Genomic DNA, 14,967 nt, shown 5'->3' on the forward strand with positions numbered 1-14,967 from the left:
TCAGTCGCGTGAGCCACGCCGAGACCGGGACCCTGATGACCGATCCTCCCAAGCACTGGGAGGCCGACGTCCTGCTCCGCGACGGTCGCACGGCGCACATCAGGCCCATCCGGGCCGCCGACGCCGAGCTGATGGTCGAGTTCTACAGCCGCGTCTCGGACCAGTCGAAGTACTACCGGTTCTTCGCCCCGATGCCGAAGCTCTCCGACAAGGACGTGGCCCGGTTCACCCAGGTCGACTTCGTGGGGCGCGTCGCGTTCGTGCTGCTGGTGGGCGGGAAGATGATCGCGGTGGGCCGCTACGACACCGTCGCGCCCGGCGAGGCCGAGGTGGCGTTCCTGGTCGAGGACAAGCACCAGGGCCGCGGCATCGGCCAGCTGCTGCTCGAGCACCTCGCCCAGGCGGGCCGCGAGCGCGGGATCGAGCGGTTCGTCGCCGAGGTGCTGCCCGACAACCACCCGATGATCCGCACCTTCAAGGACGCCGGCTACCAGGTGGCCAGCCAGTACGACGACGGCCTGGTGTCGCTGGAGTTCTCCATCGACCCCACCGAGACCGCCCTGGACGTGATGGAGCAGCGCGAGCACCGCGCCGAGTCCGCCTCGATCGAGAAGTTCTTCAATCCGCGCTCGGTGGCCGTCATCGGCGCCAGCCGCCGTCAGGACACCATCGGGCAGGCCCTGGTCCGCAACCTGGTCCTGGGCGACTTCACCGGCCGCGTCTACGCCGTGAACCCCACAGCCGACGCGGTCTCGGGACTCCCGGCGTACTCGTCGGTGGCCGAGATCCCCGGCGAGGTCGACGTCGCCATCGTGGCGGTGCCGGCCGACGCGGTGCAGGACGTCGTGCTGGACTGCGCCGCCAAGGGCGTGCACGGCCTGGTGGTCATCTCCTCCGGCTTCGCCGAGACCGGCGAGGAGGGACGCCGTCGCCAGCGCCAGCTCGTCGGGCTCTCCCGCTCCTACGGCCTGCGGCTGATCGGCCCCAACTGCCTGGGAGTGATCAACACCGACCCCGAGGTCTCGATCAACGCCTCGCTCTCCTCGGTGATGCCTCCCCGCGGCCGGGCGGGGTTCTTCTGCCAGTCCGGTGCGCTGGGCTCGGCCATCCTGGAGAAGGTGAACAACCGGGGCCTGGGGCTGACCACCTTCGTCAGTGCCGGCAACCGTGCCGACGTCTCCGGCAACGACCTGCTGCAGTACTGGGAGGAGGACGACTCCACCGAGGTCGTCCTGCTCTACCTGGAGTCCATCGGCAACCCCCGCAAGTTCTCCCGGATCGCGCGTCGGGTCTCCCGGCGCAAGCCGATCATCGCCGTGCGGTCCGGCCGCACCACCCAGGGTGTGCCCATGGGGCACGCGGTGCGCAAGATCGCCGCCCCCTCGCAGTCGGTGGACGCCATGTTCCGGCAGGCCGGGGTGATCCAGGTCGACACCCTGGAGGAGATGTTCGACGTCGCCCAGCTGTTGGCGCACCAGCCGCTGCCCCGCGGCCGCCGGGTCGCGGTCGTGGGCAACTCCGACGCCCTCGGCCTGCTGGCCGCGGACGCGGCCGCCGGCGCCGGCCTCGTGGTCAACAAGCAGGTGGCGCTGGGTGCGGAGGCCACGGCCGAGGACTTCGAGGACGCGCTGGACGCCGCCATCGACGACCCCGAGGTCGACGCGGTCGCCGCCATCTACATTCCGCCGCTCAACGTCAGCGGCGAGGACGTGGCCAACGTGCTCGCCGCCATCGGCGAGCAGTCGGACAAGCCCCTGGTCTCCACGTTCCTGGGGGCCGAGGGGGTGCCCGAGCTGCTGCGGGTCCCCGACGTCGCGGGCTCCACGGCCGGCCGCGGCTCGGTGCCGTCGTACCCGGCGGTCGAGGCCGCGGTCCGGGCCCTGGCCCGCGTCGTGGAGTACGCGATGTGGCTGCGCACCCCGGACAACCCGCCCGGCGACCTCGAGCTGGTGGACCGACCGGCGGCCAAGAAGTTGGTCGCCGAGCTGCTGATCGAGCACCCCACGGGGCGCGACCTCAGCGACGCCGAGCAGTTCGAGCTGCTCGCCTGCTACGGCATCGACCTGTGGCGCACCCGCCCGGTGAGCTCGCTGGAGGAGGCACGCGCCGCCGGTGCCGAGCTGGGCTGGGACGTCGTGCTGAAGGCGACCGCTCCGCACCTGCGCGACCGCCCCGACCTCGCGCACGTGTGGCGCAACATCGACTCCCCGGCCCAGATGGACGACGCGTGGAAGTCGCTGCGCGAGGTGATCACCGATCCCGGCAAGGCGGGCTTCGTGGTGCAGCGCAACGCGCCGCCCGGCGTCCCGGTGGCCGTGGCCAGCATCGAGGACCCGCTGTTCGGTCCGGTGATCTCGTTCGGCATCGGTGGCCCGCTCACCGAGCTGCTCGGGGACCGTGCCTTCCGCATCCCGCCGTTGGCCGAGCACGACGCCCAGGACATGGTCCGCGAGATCAAGGCGTCCCCCCTGCTCTTCGGCTACCGGGGGAGCGAGATCGTGGACGTGGAGGAGGTGGAGAGGATCGTGAGGCGGGTCGCGCAGCTGCAGTACGACGTGCCCCAGATCCGCTCCCTCTCGCTGCCCCTGGTGCTGGCCGGCCAGAGCGGGTGCGCCGTGCTGGGCTCGACCATCCGGATCGAGCCCGTCCTGGACCCGCGCTCGGACTGGTTCGTCCGGCGACTGAGCTCGATGCCGGGGGACACGCTTCCCGACTGAGGCCCGCGCCCTCGGTGGCCACTAGGATCACGGCCGTGCTGGTCTCCGATGCTCATCGCTTCCTCTTCGTGCACGTGCAGAAGACGGGCGGCGTCAGCGTGGAGCACCTGGTCCGGTCCCACCTGCCCGAGGTGCGCGGCATCGACGGCCTCACCCGGCACGCCCGACTCGGGCAGATCCTGGCCGCCGAGCCCGACCTGGTCGACTACTGGACGGTGGGGTTCGTGCGCAACCCCTGGGCCCGTCTGGTCTCCTGGTACGGCATGGTCCAGCGCTTCCGACGCCTGGCCGAGCAGGGCCGGCCCAAGGCGCAGCGGTTCCTCGCCGGAGAGGGGTTCATGGCCCGGGTGGCACGCGACTACGCCGACTTCGACGCGTTCGTGCTGCGCGGCCCCGACGACTGGCCCCGGCTGCGCACGCCGCAGGTCGCCTACCTCACCGCCGAGGGGCGTACGGCGGACTTCGTGGGCCGCACCGAGAGCTTCGACGCCGACGTCCGCACGGTGATGGTGCGGCTCGGTCTCTCGGACCAGGCGCCGATCCCGCGCGACAACGCGGCCCCGCCCCGCGACTACCGCCGTGACTACTCGCCCCTGACCCGGGACCGGGTCGCCGAGGTCTTCGCCGCGGACCTGAGGGCCTTCGACTACACCTTCTAGACCGCCGCGCAGCCCTACGGCCCGCCGCGTGACAGACTGCTCCCATGCGCAGCAGGACGCCCGAGCACGCTCCGGCCGAGAAGGACCATGCCCGCGAGCTGCGGTCGGCGATCGACCGCACCGGCTACTACCCCGAGGTGGTCTCCGACGGCGTCTTCGCCGCGCTCGGCGGAGAGCGGGTGGCCGCGTTCTACGTCCACCACGAGCCGACGTTCGAGCACGACGAGGTGCGCCGCCACCTGACGGTGGTGGTGCTGACCCCCACGCGGCTGCTGCTCGCGCACACCGACGAGCACCCGGGCGACGACATGCTGCCCGAGCCCTACACCTCCACCTCCACCGAGGCGATCACGCTGGCCTCGGTCCGGTCGGTGGTGGTGACCCGGATGGTGGCCAACCCCACCTCCGGTCCCGCGCCCGCCGCCGAGGCGGTGCTCACCATCGGCTGGGGTGGCGTCAGCCGGATCGACCTGGAGCCCGCCGCGTGCGCGGACCCGGCGTGCGAGGCCGACCACGGCTACACCGGGGTGCTGGCCGGCGACGACTTCTCGCTGCGGGTCTCTGCCGCTGCGGAGGGCCGGGACGCGGTCTCGGGCCTGCTGGCGTTCGCGGAGGCGCTCTCCGCCCGCACCCGCGGCGCATGAGTCCCGGAGCTCCGGGCCCGAGTGCGCCGGAGTTCGTCGAGCCGGCCTACGGGACGAGATCGCTGGGCGACGTCGTGCCCGCCGTCGCCCAGGCACTGGGGGTGCCTCTGCCGGGGGCGACCACCCGGATGGTGCTGCCCGAGGCACCGGCCTACGTGGTGTTCCTGGTCGACGGGCTGGGCGCCGAGCTGCTGCGCCGCTACGCCCACGCCGCGCCGTTCCTGGCCTCGCTGCTGGCCGAGCAGGCCACCGGCACCGCGGGCGTCCCCTCGACGACCGCCACCAGTCTCACCTCCCTGGGCACCGGGCTGGCCCCGGGGACCCACGGCCTGGTGGGGTTCACCAGCCGCATCCCCGGCACGGACCGCCTGCTCAACGCGCTGACCTGGGACAAGGCCGTCGACCCGGTGGACTGGCAGCCGCACCCCACGGCGTTCTCCCGGCTGGTCTCCGCGGGCGTGGCCACGACGGTGGTCAACAAGCGTGACTTCGTGCGCAGCGGGCTCACCATGGCCGCCCACCGGGGCGCGGAGTACGTCGGCGCCGACCGGGTGGGGGAGCGCATCGCCGCCGTGCTGGCGGCCTCGGCCCCGCGTCCCTCGCTGACCTATGTCTACGACTCCGACCTGGACTGGACCGGGCACAAGTTCGGCGTCTCCTCCACCCAGTGGCTCCAGCAGCTCTCCATGGTCGACGCCGAGGCCGAGCAGCTGCGCGAGGCGCTGCCGCCGCAGGTGCGGCTCCTGGTGCTGGCCGACCACGGCATGGTCGACTCCCCGGTCCAGGCGCACATCGACGTCGACGAGCACCTGGGGCTGCGCGACGGGGTGGCGCTGCTGGGCGGGGAGGCCAGGTTCCGGCACCTCTACTGCGCGCGCGGCGCCGTGGACGACGTGGTCGCCACCTGGCGCGAGACCGTGGGGGAGGCCGCGGAGGTGCTGACCCGCGACGAGGCGGTACGGCGCGGCTGGTTCGGCGCCGCGGACCCTTCGGTGCTGCCCCGGATCGGCGACGTGCTGGTGGCCTGCCGCGGGACCAGCGCGATCATGTCCACCGCCGACTTCCCCTACGAGAAGACGCTGATCGGCCTGCACGGCTCCCTGACGCCCGCGGAGATGCTCATCCCGATGCTGGTGGTGTGAGCGGGCTCAGCCGAAGGGCAGGGGCTCGGGCGCGAGGCTGACCGCCTTGGCCCGCGCGGCGGTCAGGCGGCGCCGGTGGTGCTGCCGGCACAGCACCTCGTAGGCGACCTCCGCCGAGGGGTCGTCGGCCTGCTCGACATCCCCGACGACCACGACGTCGCCCTCCACCACCATCACGCCGTTCTCGGTGCGCGCGTTCTGGGTGGCCTTCTTGCCGCACCAGCACAGCGCCTCGACCTGCAGCACGTTCATCCGGTCCGCGAGCTCGACCAGCCGCGCGCTGCCGGGGAACATCACGGTCCGGAAGTCGGTCAGGATCCCGAAGGCGAAGACGTCGATCTGCAGCTCGTCGACGACCTTGGCCAGCTGCTCGATCTGGAGCGGGGAGTAGAACTGGGCCTCGTCACAGATCAGGTAGTCGATGCGACCGCCCCGGGTGAGGGTGTCCACCACGAACTTCCAGAAGTCGAAGTCCGCGTCGACCTCGAGGGCGGCGTGGGTCAGCCCCAGCCTGCTGGACAGCACCGCCTCGCCGCCACGGTCGTTCGCGGTGAAGATCCGGCCCACGCGGCCACGCGTGGCGTGGTTGTGGTTCGTCTGGAGCGCGAGCGTGCTCTTGCCCGAGTCCATGGTGCCGGTGAAGAAGTGCAGTTCTGCCACGACCGAGGATCCTTCCACACCTGCGTGTCCTGACAGGCGCCGGACCACAGACGGCGTCCCGGTAGCGTCTGGACCATGGAATTCAGATACCTCGGCAACAGTGGCCTCAAGATCAGCGAGATCACCTACGGCAACTGGCTCACCCACGGCTCCCAGGTGGAGAACGACGTGGCGAAGGAGTGCGTGCGCGCCGCGCTCGACGTGGGCATCACCACCTTCGACACCGCCGACGTCTACGCCAACACCCAGGCCGAGACGGTGCTCGGAGAGGCGCTGCGCGGCGAGCGACGCCAGTCGCTGGAGATCTTCACCAAGGTCTACTGGCCCACCGGCCCCAAGGGCCACAACGACAGCGGCCTGTCTCGCAAGCACATCATGGAGTCGATCGACGGATCGCTGCAGCGGCTGCAGACCGACTACGTGGACCTGTACCAGGCACACCGGTACGACACCTTCACCCCGTTGGAGGAGACGATGCAGGCGTTCGCCGACATCGTGCGCGCCGGCAAGGCGCTCTACATCGGGGTGAGCGAGTGGACTGCCGACCAGCTCAGGGCCGGGTCCGAGCTCGCCCGCGACCTGGGGTTCCAGCTGATCTCCAGCCAGCCGCAGTACTCCATGCTGTGGCGGGTGATCGAGGACGAGGTGGTGCCCGCCTCGCGCGAGCTGGGCATCTCCCAGATCGTCTGGTCGCCGATGGCCCAGGGCGTGCTGTCGGGCAAGTACCAGCCCGGTCAGGCCCCGCCGGCGGGCTCGCGTGCCACCGACGAGAAGGGCGGCGCCGACATGATCAGCAGGTTCATGGACGACGACACCCTGACCGCCGTCCAGCGGCTCAGGCCGATCGCGGAGTCGCTGGACCTCACGATGTCCCAGCTCGCCGTCGCCTGGGTGCTGCAGAACGACAACGTGGCCTCCGCGCTCGTAGGAGCCTCGCGTCCCGAGCAGGTGCACGAGAACGTTGTCGCCTCCGGCGTCACGATCCCGGAAGAGGTGATGGCCAGCATCGACGAGGCACTCGGAGACGTCGTGGAGCGCGACGCCGCCCGGACCGCGCAGCAGGCTCCGGCGCAGCGACCCTCGTGACCGGTCCGCTCATCTCGGCCGAGGAGCTCGCCGGGCTCCTCGGCGAGGTGACGCTGCTCGACGTCCGCTACGAGATGGGCGCCCAGGGAGGTCCGCCCCGGCATGCGGACTTCGTCGCCGGGCACCTCCCCGGCGCGCGCTACGTCGACTTGGACACCGACCTCGCGGCCCCGCCGGGGGAGGAGGGCCGCCACCCGCTGCCGGAGCCGGACGATTTCCAGGCCGCGATGCGTCGACTCGGAGTCACCGCCTCCCGCCCGGTCGTGGTCTACGACGACTGGCAAGGGCGAGCGGCGGCGCGCGCATGGTGGCTGCTGAGGTACCACGGGCACACCGACGTCCGGGTCCTGGACGGCGGCCTCACCGCGTGGCGGGAGGCAGGTGGCGAGCTGGAGCGAGGTCTCCCGGCCCGCGTCGACGTGCCGGCGGCCGACTCGGACCCGGACGCCTTCGTGGTGGACCCTTCCTCGCAGCACCTGCCGGTGGTCCGGGCGCAGGACGTGGCCTCGGTCCGGGTGCTGGTCGACGCCCGGGCCGCCGCGCGCTACCGCGGCGAGGTGGAGCCCGTCGACCCGGTCGCCGGACACATCCCCGGAGCCGTCAACCTCCCCACCGAGCGCAACCGCGACGACTCGGGCCGCTTCCGCACCCCCGAGGAGCTCGCCCGGCTCTACGCCGGCGTGGGGGCCGTGCCGGGCGTCTGGGTCGCGGCGTACTGCGGCTCGGGGGTCACCGCCACCCACGACGTGCTGGCCATGGAGCTGGCCGGGATCCCGGCAGCGCTGTTCCCCGGCGGCTGGAGCGGTTGGATCACCGATCCGGCGCGGCCGGTCGAGTGACGGGGGAGACCCGGTCGCCCACCCGGACGGTCCCGGGGCCCTCGGGGATCAGCTCGACGGCGAACACCAGGCCCCTGCCTCGTCGCCGGTGCCGCGCCAGGGTGCGCAGCGGCTCCTTGCCCCGGGTCAGGGCCTGGGGGTCGACGGTGGTGATGACGCACCGGCTGATCTGACCGGCGACGCGGAACCGGACCTCGCCGATCTGGACCGCGTCCCAACCGTCCTCCGCGAACGGCTCGTCGCCGTCGACGACCAGGTTGGGACGGAACCGCTGCACGGACATCGGCTCCGGCTCCTCCTGGCGCTGCTCGGCGCCCTGGGCGATCCACTCGTTGAGCAGCGCCAGCGAGGCCCGCGAGACCAGTGAGACCGGTGCCGCGTCCGCGTAGCCGGTGTGGTCGTGAGGCGTGGCCCGGTCGTTGGCCAGGCGCCGCCGGGTCGGGTCGTCGCACCACAGCAGGCTCAGGTCGTCACGTCCGGACAGTGACCGGAACCAGGCGTTGGCCGCAGCCCCCGCAGGCAGTCCCTGGAGGTGCTCGGAGAACATCGTGAAGTCGGTCAGCCGTCCACCTCTGGGCACGTCCACCGACAGGGTGGGCTGACCCGGGGCTCGCAGGCGCAGCGCGGCCGTGGTCGCCGGATCGGTGACCGGGGTGTCGGTCACCACCCCCACCAGTGCCGGAAGCTCGCGTGCCGAGACCATGACGCCCCGACCGTCGACCAGGGTCCACGAGCGATCATCGGCGAGCCCGCGTCGCAGCACCTCCGCGGACGGCAGGGGCCGGGGCGCGGTGCTCTTCACCGGATGCACGAAGAGGTCCGTCAGCCGCATGTCGGGCCAGCCTCAGTCGCCGGTGCCCCCGCCGAACATGATCTCGTCCCAGCTCGGCACGGAGGCGCGCCCGCGGCTCTTCTTCACCGGACGGCGGGGGGCCTCCTCCGGCTTGGCGCTGGCGGGCTCCTCGGCCGGTGCCGCGTCCGCGGCGGCCGGGTCCGCGCCCGTCTCCCGGCCCGTCTCCCGAGCCGGGTCCTTGCGCGGGTCCTGGCCCGGCTCCTTGGCCGGGCCCTCGTCGAGACCCTCCAGGGGCAACGAGTCGGTGAGGTCCATGGTGGCGTCGTCCTCGTGGTCGACGCGCGCCTGGCGCTGCCGGTCCTCGTGCTCCGGGGCCGGGTCCTCCGAGACCAGCTCGATGGCGTCGTCGCCGAGGGGGAGCTCGTCGGTGGGCACCGAGCTGAGGCGGCGCCGCACGGGGGCCTCCGGGGCGGAGGGTGCGTCCGTCTCGACCGCGGCGGTCGCCTCGCCGACCAGCCAGCGCGCGTCGTCGTCGTCGACCGTGACGTAGTTGCCGGGGACGTCGTAGGAGAACGTCGCCCGGCCGGAGCGCTGCTCCGTGCTGAAGGTGCCGACCAGGGTCCAGCGCCCGTCCTCGCGGCGCCAGGCGTCCCACTCCACCGCGCCCGGGTCGATGTGGCTGGCGCGCAGGTGTGCGGAGACGGTCTCGCCCAGGCTGCGTCCCCCTCCCAGGGAACCGCTGCCCTCGGCCGAGCGGCGTCGCACCGAGGACAGCTGGGCCCGGCCGGCCACGTGCTCTCGCTCGGCCAGCACCGGGGCCGCGTAGATCATGATCTTCTCCACCGTCGAGTCAGCGGCCTCGGCCACGGCCTCGGGCGTCTCGCCGGCCCGGATCCGGGCCTGGATGTCACGGGGGCGGATGGCGCTGTCCATTCGTTTCTCCAAGTGGCCGGGGCGTTGTTCGGTGGCGCGGAGCGCGGCCCGGAGCGGGGCGTCGACATCGACGGTGTGCTCCACGCCTGTGTCGTCGACGAGCAGCAACCGCGTGCGGTCATCGCTCAACCCGACGAGCGTGAGGTGCGCCATCGTGCACTGCTCCTGCCCTTGTCCGCCCCGGATTGCCGGGGCATGTCTCTCCGGTGGGTCGAGCCTACGCCAGCGCCGAGCGCGAGGAGACACATCATGCGGCGCGCCCCCCGGACCGCCGCCGTGACGTCTCCGCCGACCGCGCGTGGTCCGGGCCGCTGTAGCCTCCGGGCATGACCGTCCTGGCCGTCGCCGCCCAGCACCAGACGGTGCTCGTGCTGATGGACCTCGCCGGGATCTTCGTCTTCGCGATCTCCGGCGCCCTGGTCGCGGTGCGCAAGCAGCTGGACGTCTTCGGGTGCCTGGTGCTGGCCGGGGCGACCGGGCTCGGTGGAGGCTGGATCCGCGACGTGCTGATCGGTGCGGCCCCGCCGGAGACGCTCACCGACTGGCGTTACCTGACGGTGCCGTTGGCGGCAGGGCTCCTGACCTTCGCCTTCCATCCGGCCGTGGGCCGGGCCGAGCGCGTGGTGAACGTCTTCGACGCCTTCGGGCTGGCGCTGTTCTGTGTCACCGGGGCGCTGAAGGCGCTGGACTACGGCCTCGGGCCACTGCCGGCGGCCCTGCTCGGCATGATCACCGGGATCGGTGGCGGCATGGTGCGCGACCTGCTCGCGGGCCGGATCCCGATCGTGCTGCGCGGCGAGCTGTACGCCATCCCCGCCCTGGCCGGCGCCGCGGTCGCGGTGCTCGCCGAGAGGCTGGACCAGCCGTGGTGGGTGATCGCGCCGGCGGGTGCGGGGGTGTGTCTCAGCTGGCGGCTGCTGGCGCTGTGGCGCAACTGGCAGGCCCCCATGCCCGCCGGTCCGGCCAGCGTCTGAGCGGTCCGCGGCGGGCCGGCCACCCGGCCGCGGGTCAGGAGCCCAGGACCCGCCGCAGGTAGCCGTTGGCGAACACCCGGTCGGGGTCCAGGCGGTCCCGCAGCGCGGTGAAGTCGTCCAGGCAGGGATGCAGCTCGCCCAGTGCCGTGGCGTCCAGGGAGTGCAGCTTGCCCCAGTGCGGACGTCCTCCGTGGGCGCGCATCACCGACTCCATGGCGGCGAAGTACGCGGTGTGGTCGACCTCCCGCGGCACGTGGAAGGCCAGGTAGGTCGAGTCCTGCCGGTAGGCGGTGGACAGCGGCACGTCGTCCGCCGGGGCGGTCCGGATCTCCACGGGGAAGCCGATGCGCCAGTCGTGGGCGTCGATCACGCGGCGCGCCTCGGCGAGCGCGGCGAGGCCGGCGGCGCGCGGCACGGCGTACTCCATCTCGCGGAAGCGCACCCGGCGGGTGGAGACGAAGACCTTGTGGGCGACGTCGGAGTAGGTCCGGGCCGACAGCGCGCGGGAGGAGACCCGGTTCACCGCCGGGACCACCGGGGGGAACCGGTTGCCGAGGCGGGTGGTCAAGCCGAAGACGGTGTTGGAGAGCAGCTCGTCGTCCAGCCAGCTCGACCACGGGGCGAGCGGCCGGGCGGTCCCCACGTCGTCGGCGAGGCGGGTGTTGGCCTTGAGGAGCGCGCCCTCGCTGTGCGGGAACCAGTGCACGTCGACGTGGTGGTGCGTGGCGACGAGCTCGTCGTGGCGCTCCAGCAGCTCGGCCCATCCGATGGGCCGCTCGGTGGCCTGGAGTAGGAGCAGTGGCTCCACCGCGAAGGTGAGGCTGGTCAGCACGCCGAGGGCGCCGAGACCGAGCCGGGCGAGGTCGAGGACCTCGGGGTTGGTGGTCCGGTCCGCCGCCAGGACCTCCCCGGTCCCGGTCACCATCTCCAGGCCCACCACCTGGGCGGCCAGTCCCGCGGCGATGCCGCCGCTGCCGTGGGTCCCGGTCGAGATCGCTCCGGCGAGGGTCTGCTCGGCGATGTCCCCCATGTTGTGCAGCGAGAGTCCGAGACGCTCCAGCTCGGCGTTCAGGGTCTTCAACAGGGTGCCGGCTCCAGCAGTGACGGTCATGGCGCGCCGGTCGACCGACAGGATCCCGGACAGGCCGCCGGGCCGGAGCATGGTGTGCTCGGGTGCCGAGATGCCGGTGAAGCTGTGCCCGGAGCCGACCATCTTGACCCCGGTGCCGGACTCCCGTGCCCGGGAGATCGCGGTGACCACGTCGGCGACGGTCCTCGGGTCGAGCACCTGCGTGGGCTCCGCCGACTCCAGCCCCGACCAGTTCGTCCAACGCGTCATGACCCGCAGGCTAGTGCTTGGCGCCGCTCCGGTCCTCGGACCGACGGGTCCACTGCGCGGCGACGGCGCCGACGAGCCCGGCGGCCACCGCCACCAGGTACGCCGGGGACGCGCCCTGGTGGTCGATCACGAAGCCCGCTGCCGAGGCGCCGGGCGCCACCCCGGCCACCAGGCCGGTGTGCAGGACCGCCAGCCCCTCGGTGAGCCGACCGGGCGGCACCGAGCGCTCCACCATGCTGAGCGTGGCGATCAGGGTCGGGGCGACCGCGCCCCCGCTGACCAGCAGCAGCACCGCCATCAGCGGCACGGAGTCGACCAGCGCCAGCGGCACCATGCTCAGCGTCATCACGACGATGCCGACCCGCACCCGCACCGCCGGCCCTCGCTGCCAGGCGACCACACCGGTCACCAGCCCGCCCACCAGGCTGCCCAGCGCCCACGCGGCCAGCAGCACACCAGCCGCGGCGGGGTGGTTGCGCTCGTCGGCGAAGGCCACGGTGGCGACCTCGGCGACCCCGAAGAGGGTGCCGAGCGCCAGACTGACCACCGCCAGCGGCGCCACCACGCCCCAGGGCATGGCCGGGCGCTCGGCGGCGGCGCGCCGCCCGTGCGGCGTGGGCTCGGTGTCGCGTTGGGCGGCGTAGGCGAAGGTGCCGGCCACCCCGGTCACCACGGCCACCGCCAGCCCGGCCACCGGATGCCAGAGCGTGGCCAGGACGGTGACCGCCACCGGCCCGACCATGAACACGACCTCGTCCAGGACCGACTCCAGGGCGTAGGCGGTCTGCACCTCCTGCGTGTCGGAGAGCAGGTTCGACCAGCGTGCCCGGACGCTGGCACCCACCTGGGGGAGGGAGCCTCCCGCGATGGCCGCGAAGACGTACGTCGCCGCCACCGGCCAGGACTGCTCCACCGCCAGCACCATCAGCGCCAGGGCGGCGCCGAAGACGGAGATGGCCAGTGGCAGCACACGGGACTGGCCGTGGGCGTCGAGCCATCTGCCGTGGAGCAGCGCCATCGCCGCCTCGGCCAGCACGTAGGTGGCCGAGACGGTGCCGGCCAGCCCGTAGGAGCCGGTCTCGCCCTCCACGAGCAGCACGATTCCCAGGCTGACCATGGAGACGGGCAGGCGCGCCACCAGGGCGGCGGCGCTGAAGCGGAGGGCACCCGGGCGGCTCAGCACCCGGCGGTATGAATCGAGCATCTCCGCGTACCTTAGGTGCTCTCCCTACGATGGGCGCATGACGCCTCTCGTGGCCCCGGACGTGGCTCCCTACGACGCACTGCTCCTGCTCTCCTTCGGAGGACCCGAGAAGCCCGAGGACGTGGTGCCCTTCCTGGAGAACGTCACCCGGGGCCGGGGGATCCCGCGAGAGCGGCTCGAGGAGGTCGGTGAGCACTACTTCCGGTTCGGCGGCCGGTCGCCCATCAACGACCAGAACCGGGCCCTGCTGGCGGCGCTGCGCGAGGACCTGGCCGGGGCGGGCGTGGACCTCCCGATCTACTGGGGAAACCGCAACTGGGACCCCTTCCTGGTCGACACGGTGCGGCAGATGGCTGCCGACGGGATCACCCGGGCCGCCGTGCTGCCCACGTCGGCGTACTCCTCGTACTCGTCCTGTCGCCAGTACCGGGAGAACCTGGCCGACGCCGAGGCGGAGGTCGAGGGAGCACCCCGGCTCGACCGGCTGCGGCAGTACTTCAACCACCCCGGGTTCGTCGAGCCGGTCGTCGACGCGACGCTGGCCTCGCTGGCCGACCTGCCCGAGGACCTGCGCGACACCGCGGTGCTGGTCTTCGTGACCCACTCCATCCCGGTGTCGATGGCCGAGCAGAGCGGTCCCGCGGGCAACGCCTACGTCCTCCAGCACCGCAGCGTGATGGAGGAGGTGGTGGAACGGGTGCGCCAGGAGATCGGCGTCCGGCCGCACCACGACCTGGTCTACTGCTCGCGCTCCGGCGCCCCGCACGTCCCCTGGCTGGAGCCGGACGTCAACGACCACCTGGAGGCCCTGGCCCGCCGCGGCACCCGAGCGGTGGTGATGGTCCCGATCGGCTTCGTCTCCGACCACATGGAGGTCATCTTCGACCTCGACACCGAGGCCATGGCGACGGCGACGAAGCTGGGCATCACCGCGGTCCGGGCGGGAACCCCCGGCATCGACCCGCGGTTCGTGGCGATGGTGCGCGACCTCCTCGTCGAGCGCGCCGCGGTCGAGCGCGGGGAGCAGCCGCACCGTCAGAGCGTGGGCTCCATGGGTCCCTGGCAGGACCTCTGTGCGCCGGGCTGCTGCCCGAACCCGCGGGGGCCGCGGCCGGCCCTGTGCGGCCTGCCGGAATGACGGCTGCCGGAATGACGCTGCCTTCCGGGAGCGACCAGGCGCTCGCGCTGCGAGACCTGGCGATCGAGATCGGCACGGAGGCGGCAGGGCTGGTGCGCACCCTGGCCACCGGCACCGTCTCGGTCTCCGCCACCAAGTCCAGCCCCGTCGACGTGGTCACCGAGGTGGACCGAGCGTGCGAGGAGCTGGTGCGCGCCCGGCTGCTGGCCGCTCGACCCCAGGATGCCGTGCTGGGGGAGGAGGAGGGCGACACCGAGGGCACCAGCGGGGTGCGCTGGATCGTCGACCCGGTCGACGGCACCGTCAACCTGCTCTACGGCATCGGCGAGTACGCCGTCTCGCTGGCCGCCGAGGTGGACGGCGAGGTGGTGGCGGGCGTCGTCGTCGACGTCGCCAAGGACGTGCTCTACGCCGCAGCGCTCGGCCACGGCGCGACGCGCGACGGCGTGCCCCTGCGGGTGCGTCCCTCGCCGCCGGTCCCGGAGCGGCTGCTGCTCACCGGGTTCGGCTACCGGCCCGACGTGCGGGCCCACCAGGGCGCCTGCGTGGCCCGGCTGCTGCCCCGGGTGCGCGACATCCGCCGGATGGGCTCGTGCGCGCTCGACCTGTGCCACGTGGCCGAGGGCACGGCCGACGGCTACGTCGAGGACGGTCCCCGGCCCTGGGACTGGGCGGCGGGTTCGCTGGTGGTCACCGAGGCCGGCGGCCGGTTCGCCGTCCTGGCGGGCGCACCGGCTCCGCACCGCCTCACGAGCGAGGACTCGGTGCTGGTGGCCTCACCGGCCCAGGGCTGGGACGACCTGGTGGCGCTGCTGCGGCAGACCGGGTTCCTGGCCTGA

Annotated in this window: 14 protein-coding genes; 9 read left to right on the forward strand and 5 right to left on the reverse strand. The window is 72.9% G+C overall.

The annotated features are described in order from the left end of the window. The first annotated feature begins 8 nt into the window (after positions 1-8). The 4 genes from C0R66_RS07905 to C0R66_RS07920 are packed head-to-tail and all read left to right on the forward strand — an operon-like array spanning position 9 to position 5,162. A complete protein-coding gene (locus tag C0R66_RS07905) occupies positions 9-2,717 on the forward strand; it encodes a bifunctional acetate--CoA ligase family protein/GNAT family N-acetyltransferase (RefSeq protein WP_241901632.1) in 2,709 nt (902 codons plus the stop codon). A 35-nt stretch (positions 2,718-2,752) separates the two neighbouring features. Beyond that, positions 2,753-3,376, forward strand: coding sequence for a sulfotransferase family 2 domain-containing protein (locus tag C0R66_RS07910; protein WP_158647954.1), 624 nt, complete (start codon positions 2,753-2,755; stop codon positions 3,374-3,376). A 44-nt stretch (positions 3,377-3,420) separates the two neighbouring features. Continuing rightward, the gene (locus C0R66_RS07915) at positions 3,421-4,020 is read left to right on the forward strand and encodes a DUF5998 family protein (protein ID WP_101524237.1); all 600 of its coding nucleotides are present in this window, start codon (positions 3,421-3,423) and stop codon (positions 4,018-4,020) included. Beyond that, on the forward strand, positions 4,017-5,162 hold the full coding sequence (locus tag C0R66_RS07920) for an alkaline phosphatase family protein (protein ID WP_101524238.1): 1,146 nt from the start codon (positions 4,017-4,019) through the stop codon (positions 5,160-5,162). The genes C0R66_RS07915 and C0R66_RS07920 overlap by 4 nt, the downstream gene beginning before the upstream one ends. A 6-nt stretch (positions 5,163-5,168) precedes the next feature. Here the strand turns inward: C0R66_RS07920 and C0R66_RS07925 are convergent, their stop codons facing one another. Next, on the reverse strand, positions 5,169-5,822 hold the full coding sequence (locus tag C0R66_RS07925; protein ID WP_101526120.1) for a thymidine kinase: 654 nt from the start codon (positions 5,820-5,822) through the stop codon (positions 5,169-5,171). Positions 5,823-5,897: 75 nt separating this feature from the next. Here C0R66_RS07925 and C0R66_RS07930 point away from each other — a divergent pair, with 75 nt between their 5' ends. Together C0R66_RS07930 and C0R66_RS07935 are read left to right on the forward strand one after the other, a co-directional pair. Continuing rightward, positions 5,898-6,908 carry an aldo/keto reductase family protein gene (locus tag C0R66_RS07930; RefSeq protein WP_101524239.1) on the forward strand — a complete coding sequence of 337 codons (1,011 nt, stop codon included), beginning with the start codon at positions 5,898-5,900 and terminating at the stop codon, positions 6,906-6,908. Beyond that, positions 6,905-7,747, forward strand: a complete 843-nt coding sequence (locus C0R66_RS07935) for a sulfurtransferase (RefSeq protein WP_101524240.1) — start codon at positions 6,905-6,907, stop codon at positions 7,745-7,747. Before C0R66_RS07930 ends, C0R66_RS07935 begins: the two co-directional genes overlap by 4 nt. On the opposite strand, the gene C0R66_RS07940 is transcribed toward C0R66_RS07935, so the two are convergent. Together C0R66_RS07940 and sepH are read right to left on the reverse strand one after the other, a co-directional pair. After that, complete coding sequence (locus C0R66_RS07940; RefSeq protein ID WP_101524241.1) at positions 7,719-8,579, reverse strand: MOSC domain-containing protein; 861 nt, start codon at positions 8,577-8,579, stop codon at positions 7,719-7,721. The two genes, C0R66_RS07935 and C0R66_RS07940, sit on opposite strands and share 29 nt — an antisense overlap. A 12-nt stretch (positions 8,580-8,591) precedes the next feature. Further along, positions 8,592-9,626, reverse strand: a complete 1,035-nt coding sequence (gene sepH, locus C0R66_RS07945) for a septation protein SepH (RefSeq protein ID WP_101524242.1) — start codon at positions 9,624-9,626, stop codon at positions 8,592-8,594. 173 nt (positions 9,627-9,799) lie between these two features. Here sepH and C0R66_RS07950 point away from each other — a divergent pair, with 173 nt between their 5' ends. After that, positions 9,800-10,447 (forward strand): trimeric intracellular cation channel family protein, encoded by a 648-nt coding sequence (locus tag C0R66_RS07950; RefSeq protein WP_101524243.1) that lies wholly within the window; start codon positions 9,800-9,802, stop codon positions 10,445-10,447. A 34-nt stretch (positions 10,448-10,481) separates the two neighbouring features. Here C0R66_RS07950 and C0R66_RS07955 read toward each other — a convergent pair whose 3' ends face one another. Together C0R66_RS07955 and C0R66_RS07960 are read right to left on the reverse strand one after the other, a co-directional pair. Beyond that, a complete protein-coding gene (locus C0R66_RS07955) occupies positions 10,482-11,786 on the reverse strand; it encodes a D-arabinono-1,4-lactone oxidase (protein ID WP_101524244.1) in 1,305 nt (434 codons plus the stop codon). 10 nt (positions 11,787-11,796) lie between these two features. Further along, entirely contained in the window at positions 11,797-12,990 is a 1,194-nt protein-coding gene (locus tag C0R66_RS07960; protein ID WP_101524245.1) for an MFS transporter, read from the reverse strand. A 37-nt stretch (positions 12,991-13,027) separates the two neighbouring features. On the opposite strand from C0R66_RS07960, the gene C0R66_RS07965 reads away from it, so the two are divergent. Next, positions 13,028-14,128: a ferrochelatase gene (locus C0R66_RS07965; RefSeq protein WP_101524246.1), complete on the forward strand. Its 1,101-nt coding sequence runs from the start codon at positions 13,028-13,030 to the stop codon at positions 14,126-14,128. An 11-nt stretch (positions 14,129-14,139) separates the two neighbouring features. Then, complete coding sequence (locus C0R66_RS07970; RefSeq protein WP_241901633.1) at positions 14,140-14,967, forward strand: inositol monophosphatase family protein; 828 nt, start codon at positions 14,140-14,142, stop codon at positions 14,965-14,967.

It is taken from the genome of Nocardioides houyundeii (genome assembly GCF_002865585.1).
Lineage (GTDB): Bacteria > Actinomycetota > Actinomycetes > Propionibacteriales > Nocardioidaceae > Nocardioides > Nocardioides houyundeii.

Excerpts from the sequence above, each read along its gene's own strand:
- C0R66_RS07915 (WP_101524237.1), top strand. The coding sequence starts at position 3,421 with ATGCGCAGCAGGACGCCCGAGCACGCTCCGGCCGAGAAGGACCATGCC.
- C0R66_RS07920 (WP_101524238.1), top strand. The coding sequence starts at position 4,017 with ATGAGTCCCGGAGCTCCGGGCCCGAGTGCGCCGGAGTTCGTCGAGCCG.
- C0R66_RS07930 (WP_101524239.1), top strand. The coding sequence starts at position 5,898 with ATGGAATTCAGATACCTCGGCAACAGTGGCCTCAAGATCAGCGAGATC.
- C0R66_RS07940 (WP_101524241.1), bottom strand. The coding sequence starts at position 8,579 with ATGCGGCTGACGGACCTCTTCGTGCATCCGGTGAAGAGCACCGCGCCC.
- sepH (WP_101524242.1), bottom strand. The coding sequence starts at position 9,626 with ATGGCGCACCTCACGCTCGTCGGGTTGAGCGATGACCGCACGCGGTTG.
- C0R66_RS07950 (WP_101524243.1), top strand. The coding sequence starts at position 9,800 with ATGACCGTCCTGGCCGTCGCCGCCCAGCACCAGACGGTGCTCGTGCTG.
- C0R66_RS07955 (WP_101524244.1), bottom strand. The coding sequence starts at position 11,786 with ATGACGCGTTGGACGAACTGGTCGGGGCTGGAGTCGGCGGAGCCCACG.
- C0R66_RS07960 (WP_101524245.1), bottom strand. The coding sequence starts at position 12,990 with ATGCTCGATTCATACCGCCGGGTGCTGAGCCGCCCGGGTGCCCTCCGC.
- C0R66_RS07965 (WP_101524246.1), top strand. The coding sequence starts at position 13,028 with ATGACGCCTCTCGTGGCCCCGGACGTGGCTCCCTACGACGCACTGCTC.
- C0R66_RS07970 (WP_241901633.1), top strand. The coding sequence starts at position 14,140 with ATGACGCTGCCTTCCGGGAGCGACCAGGCGCTCGCGCTGCGAGACCTG.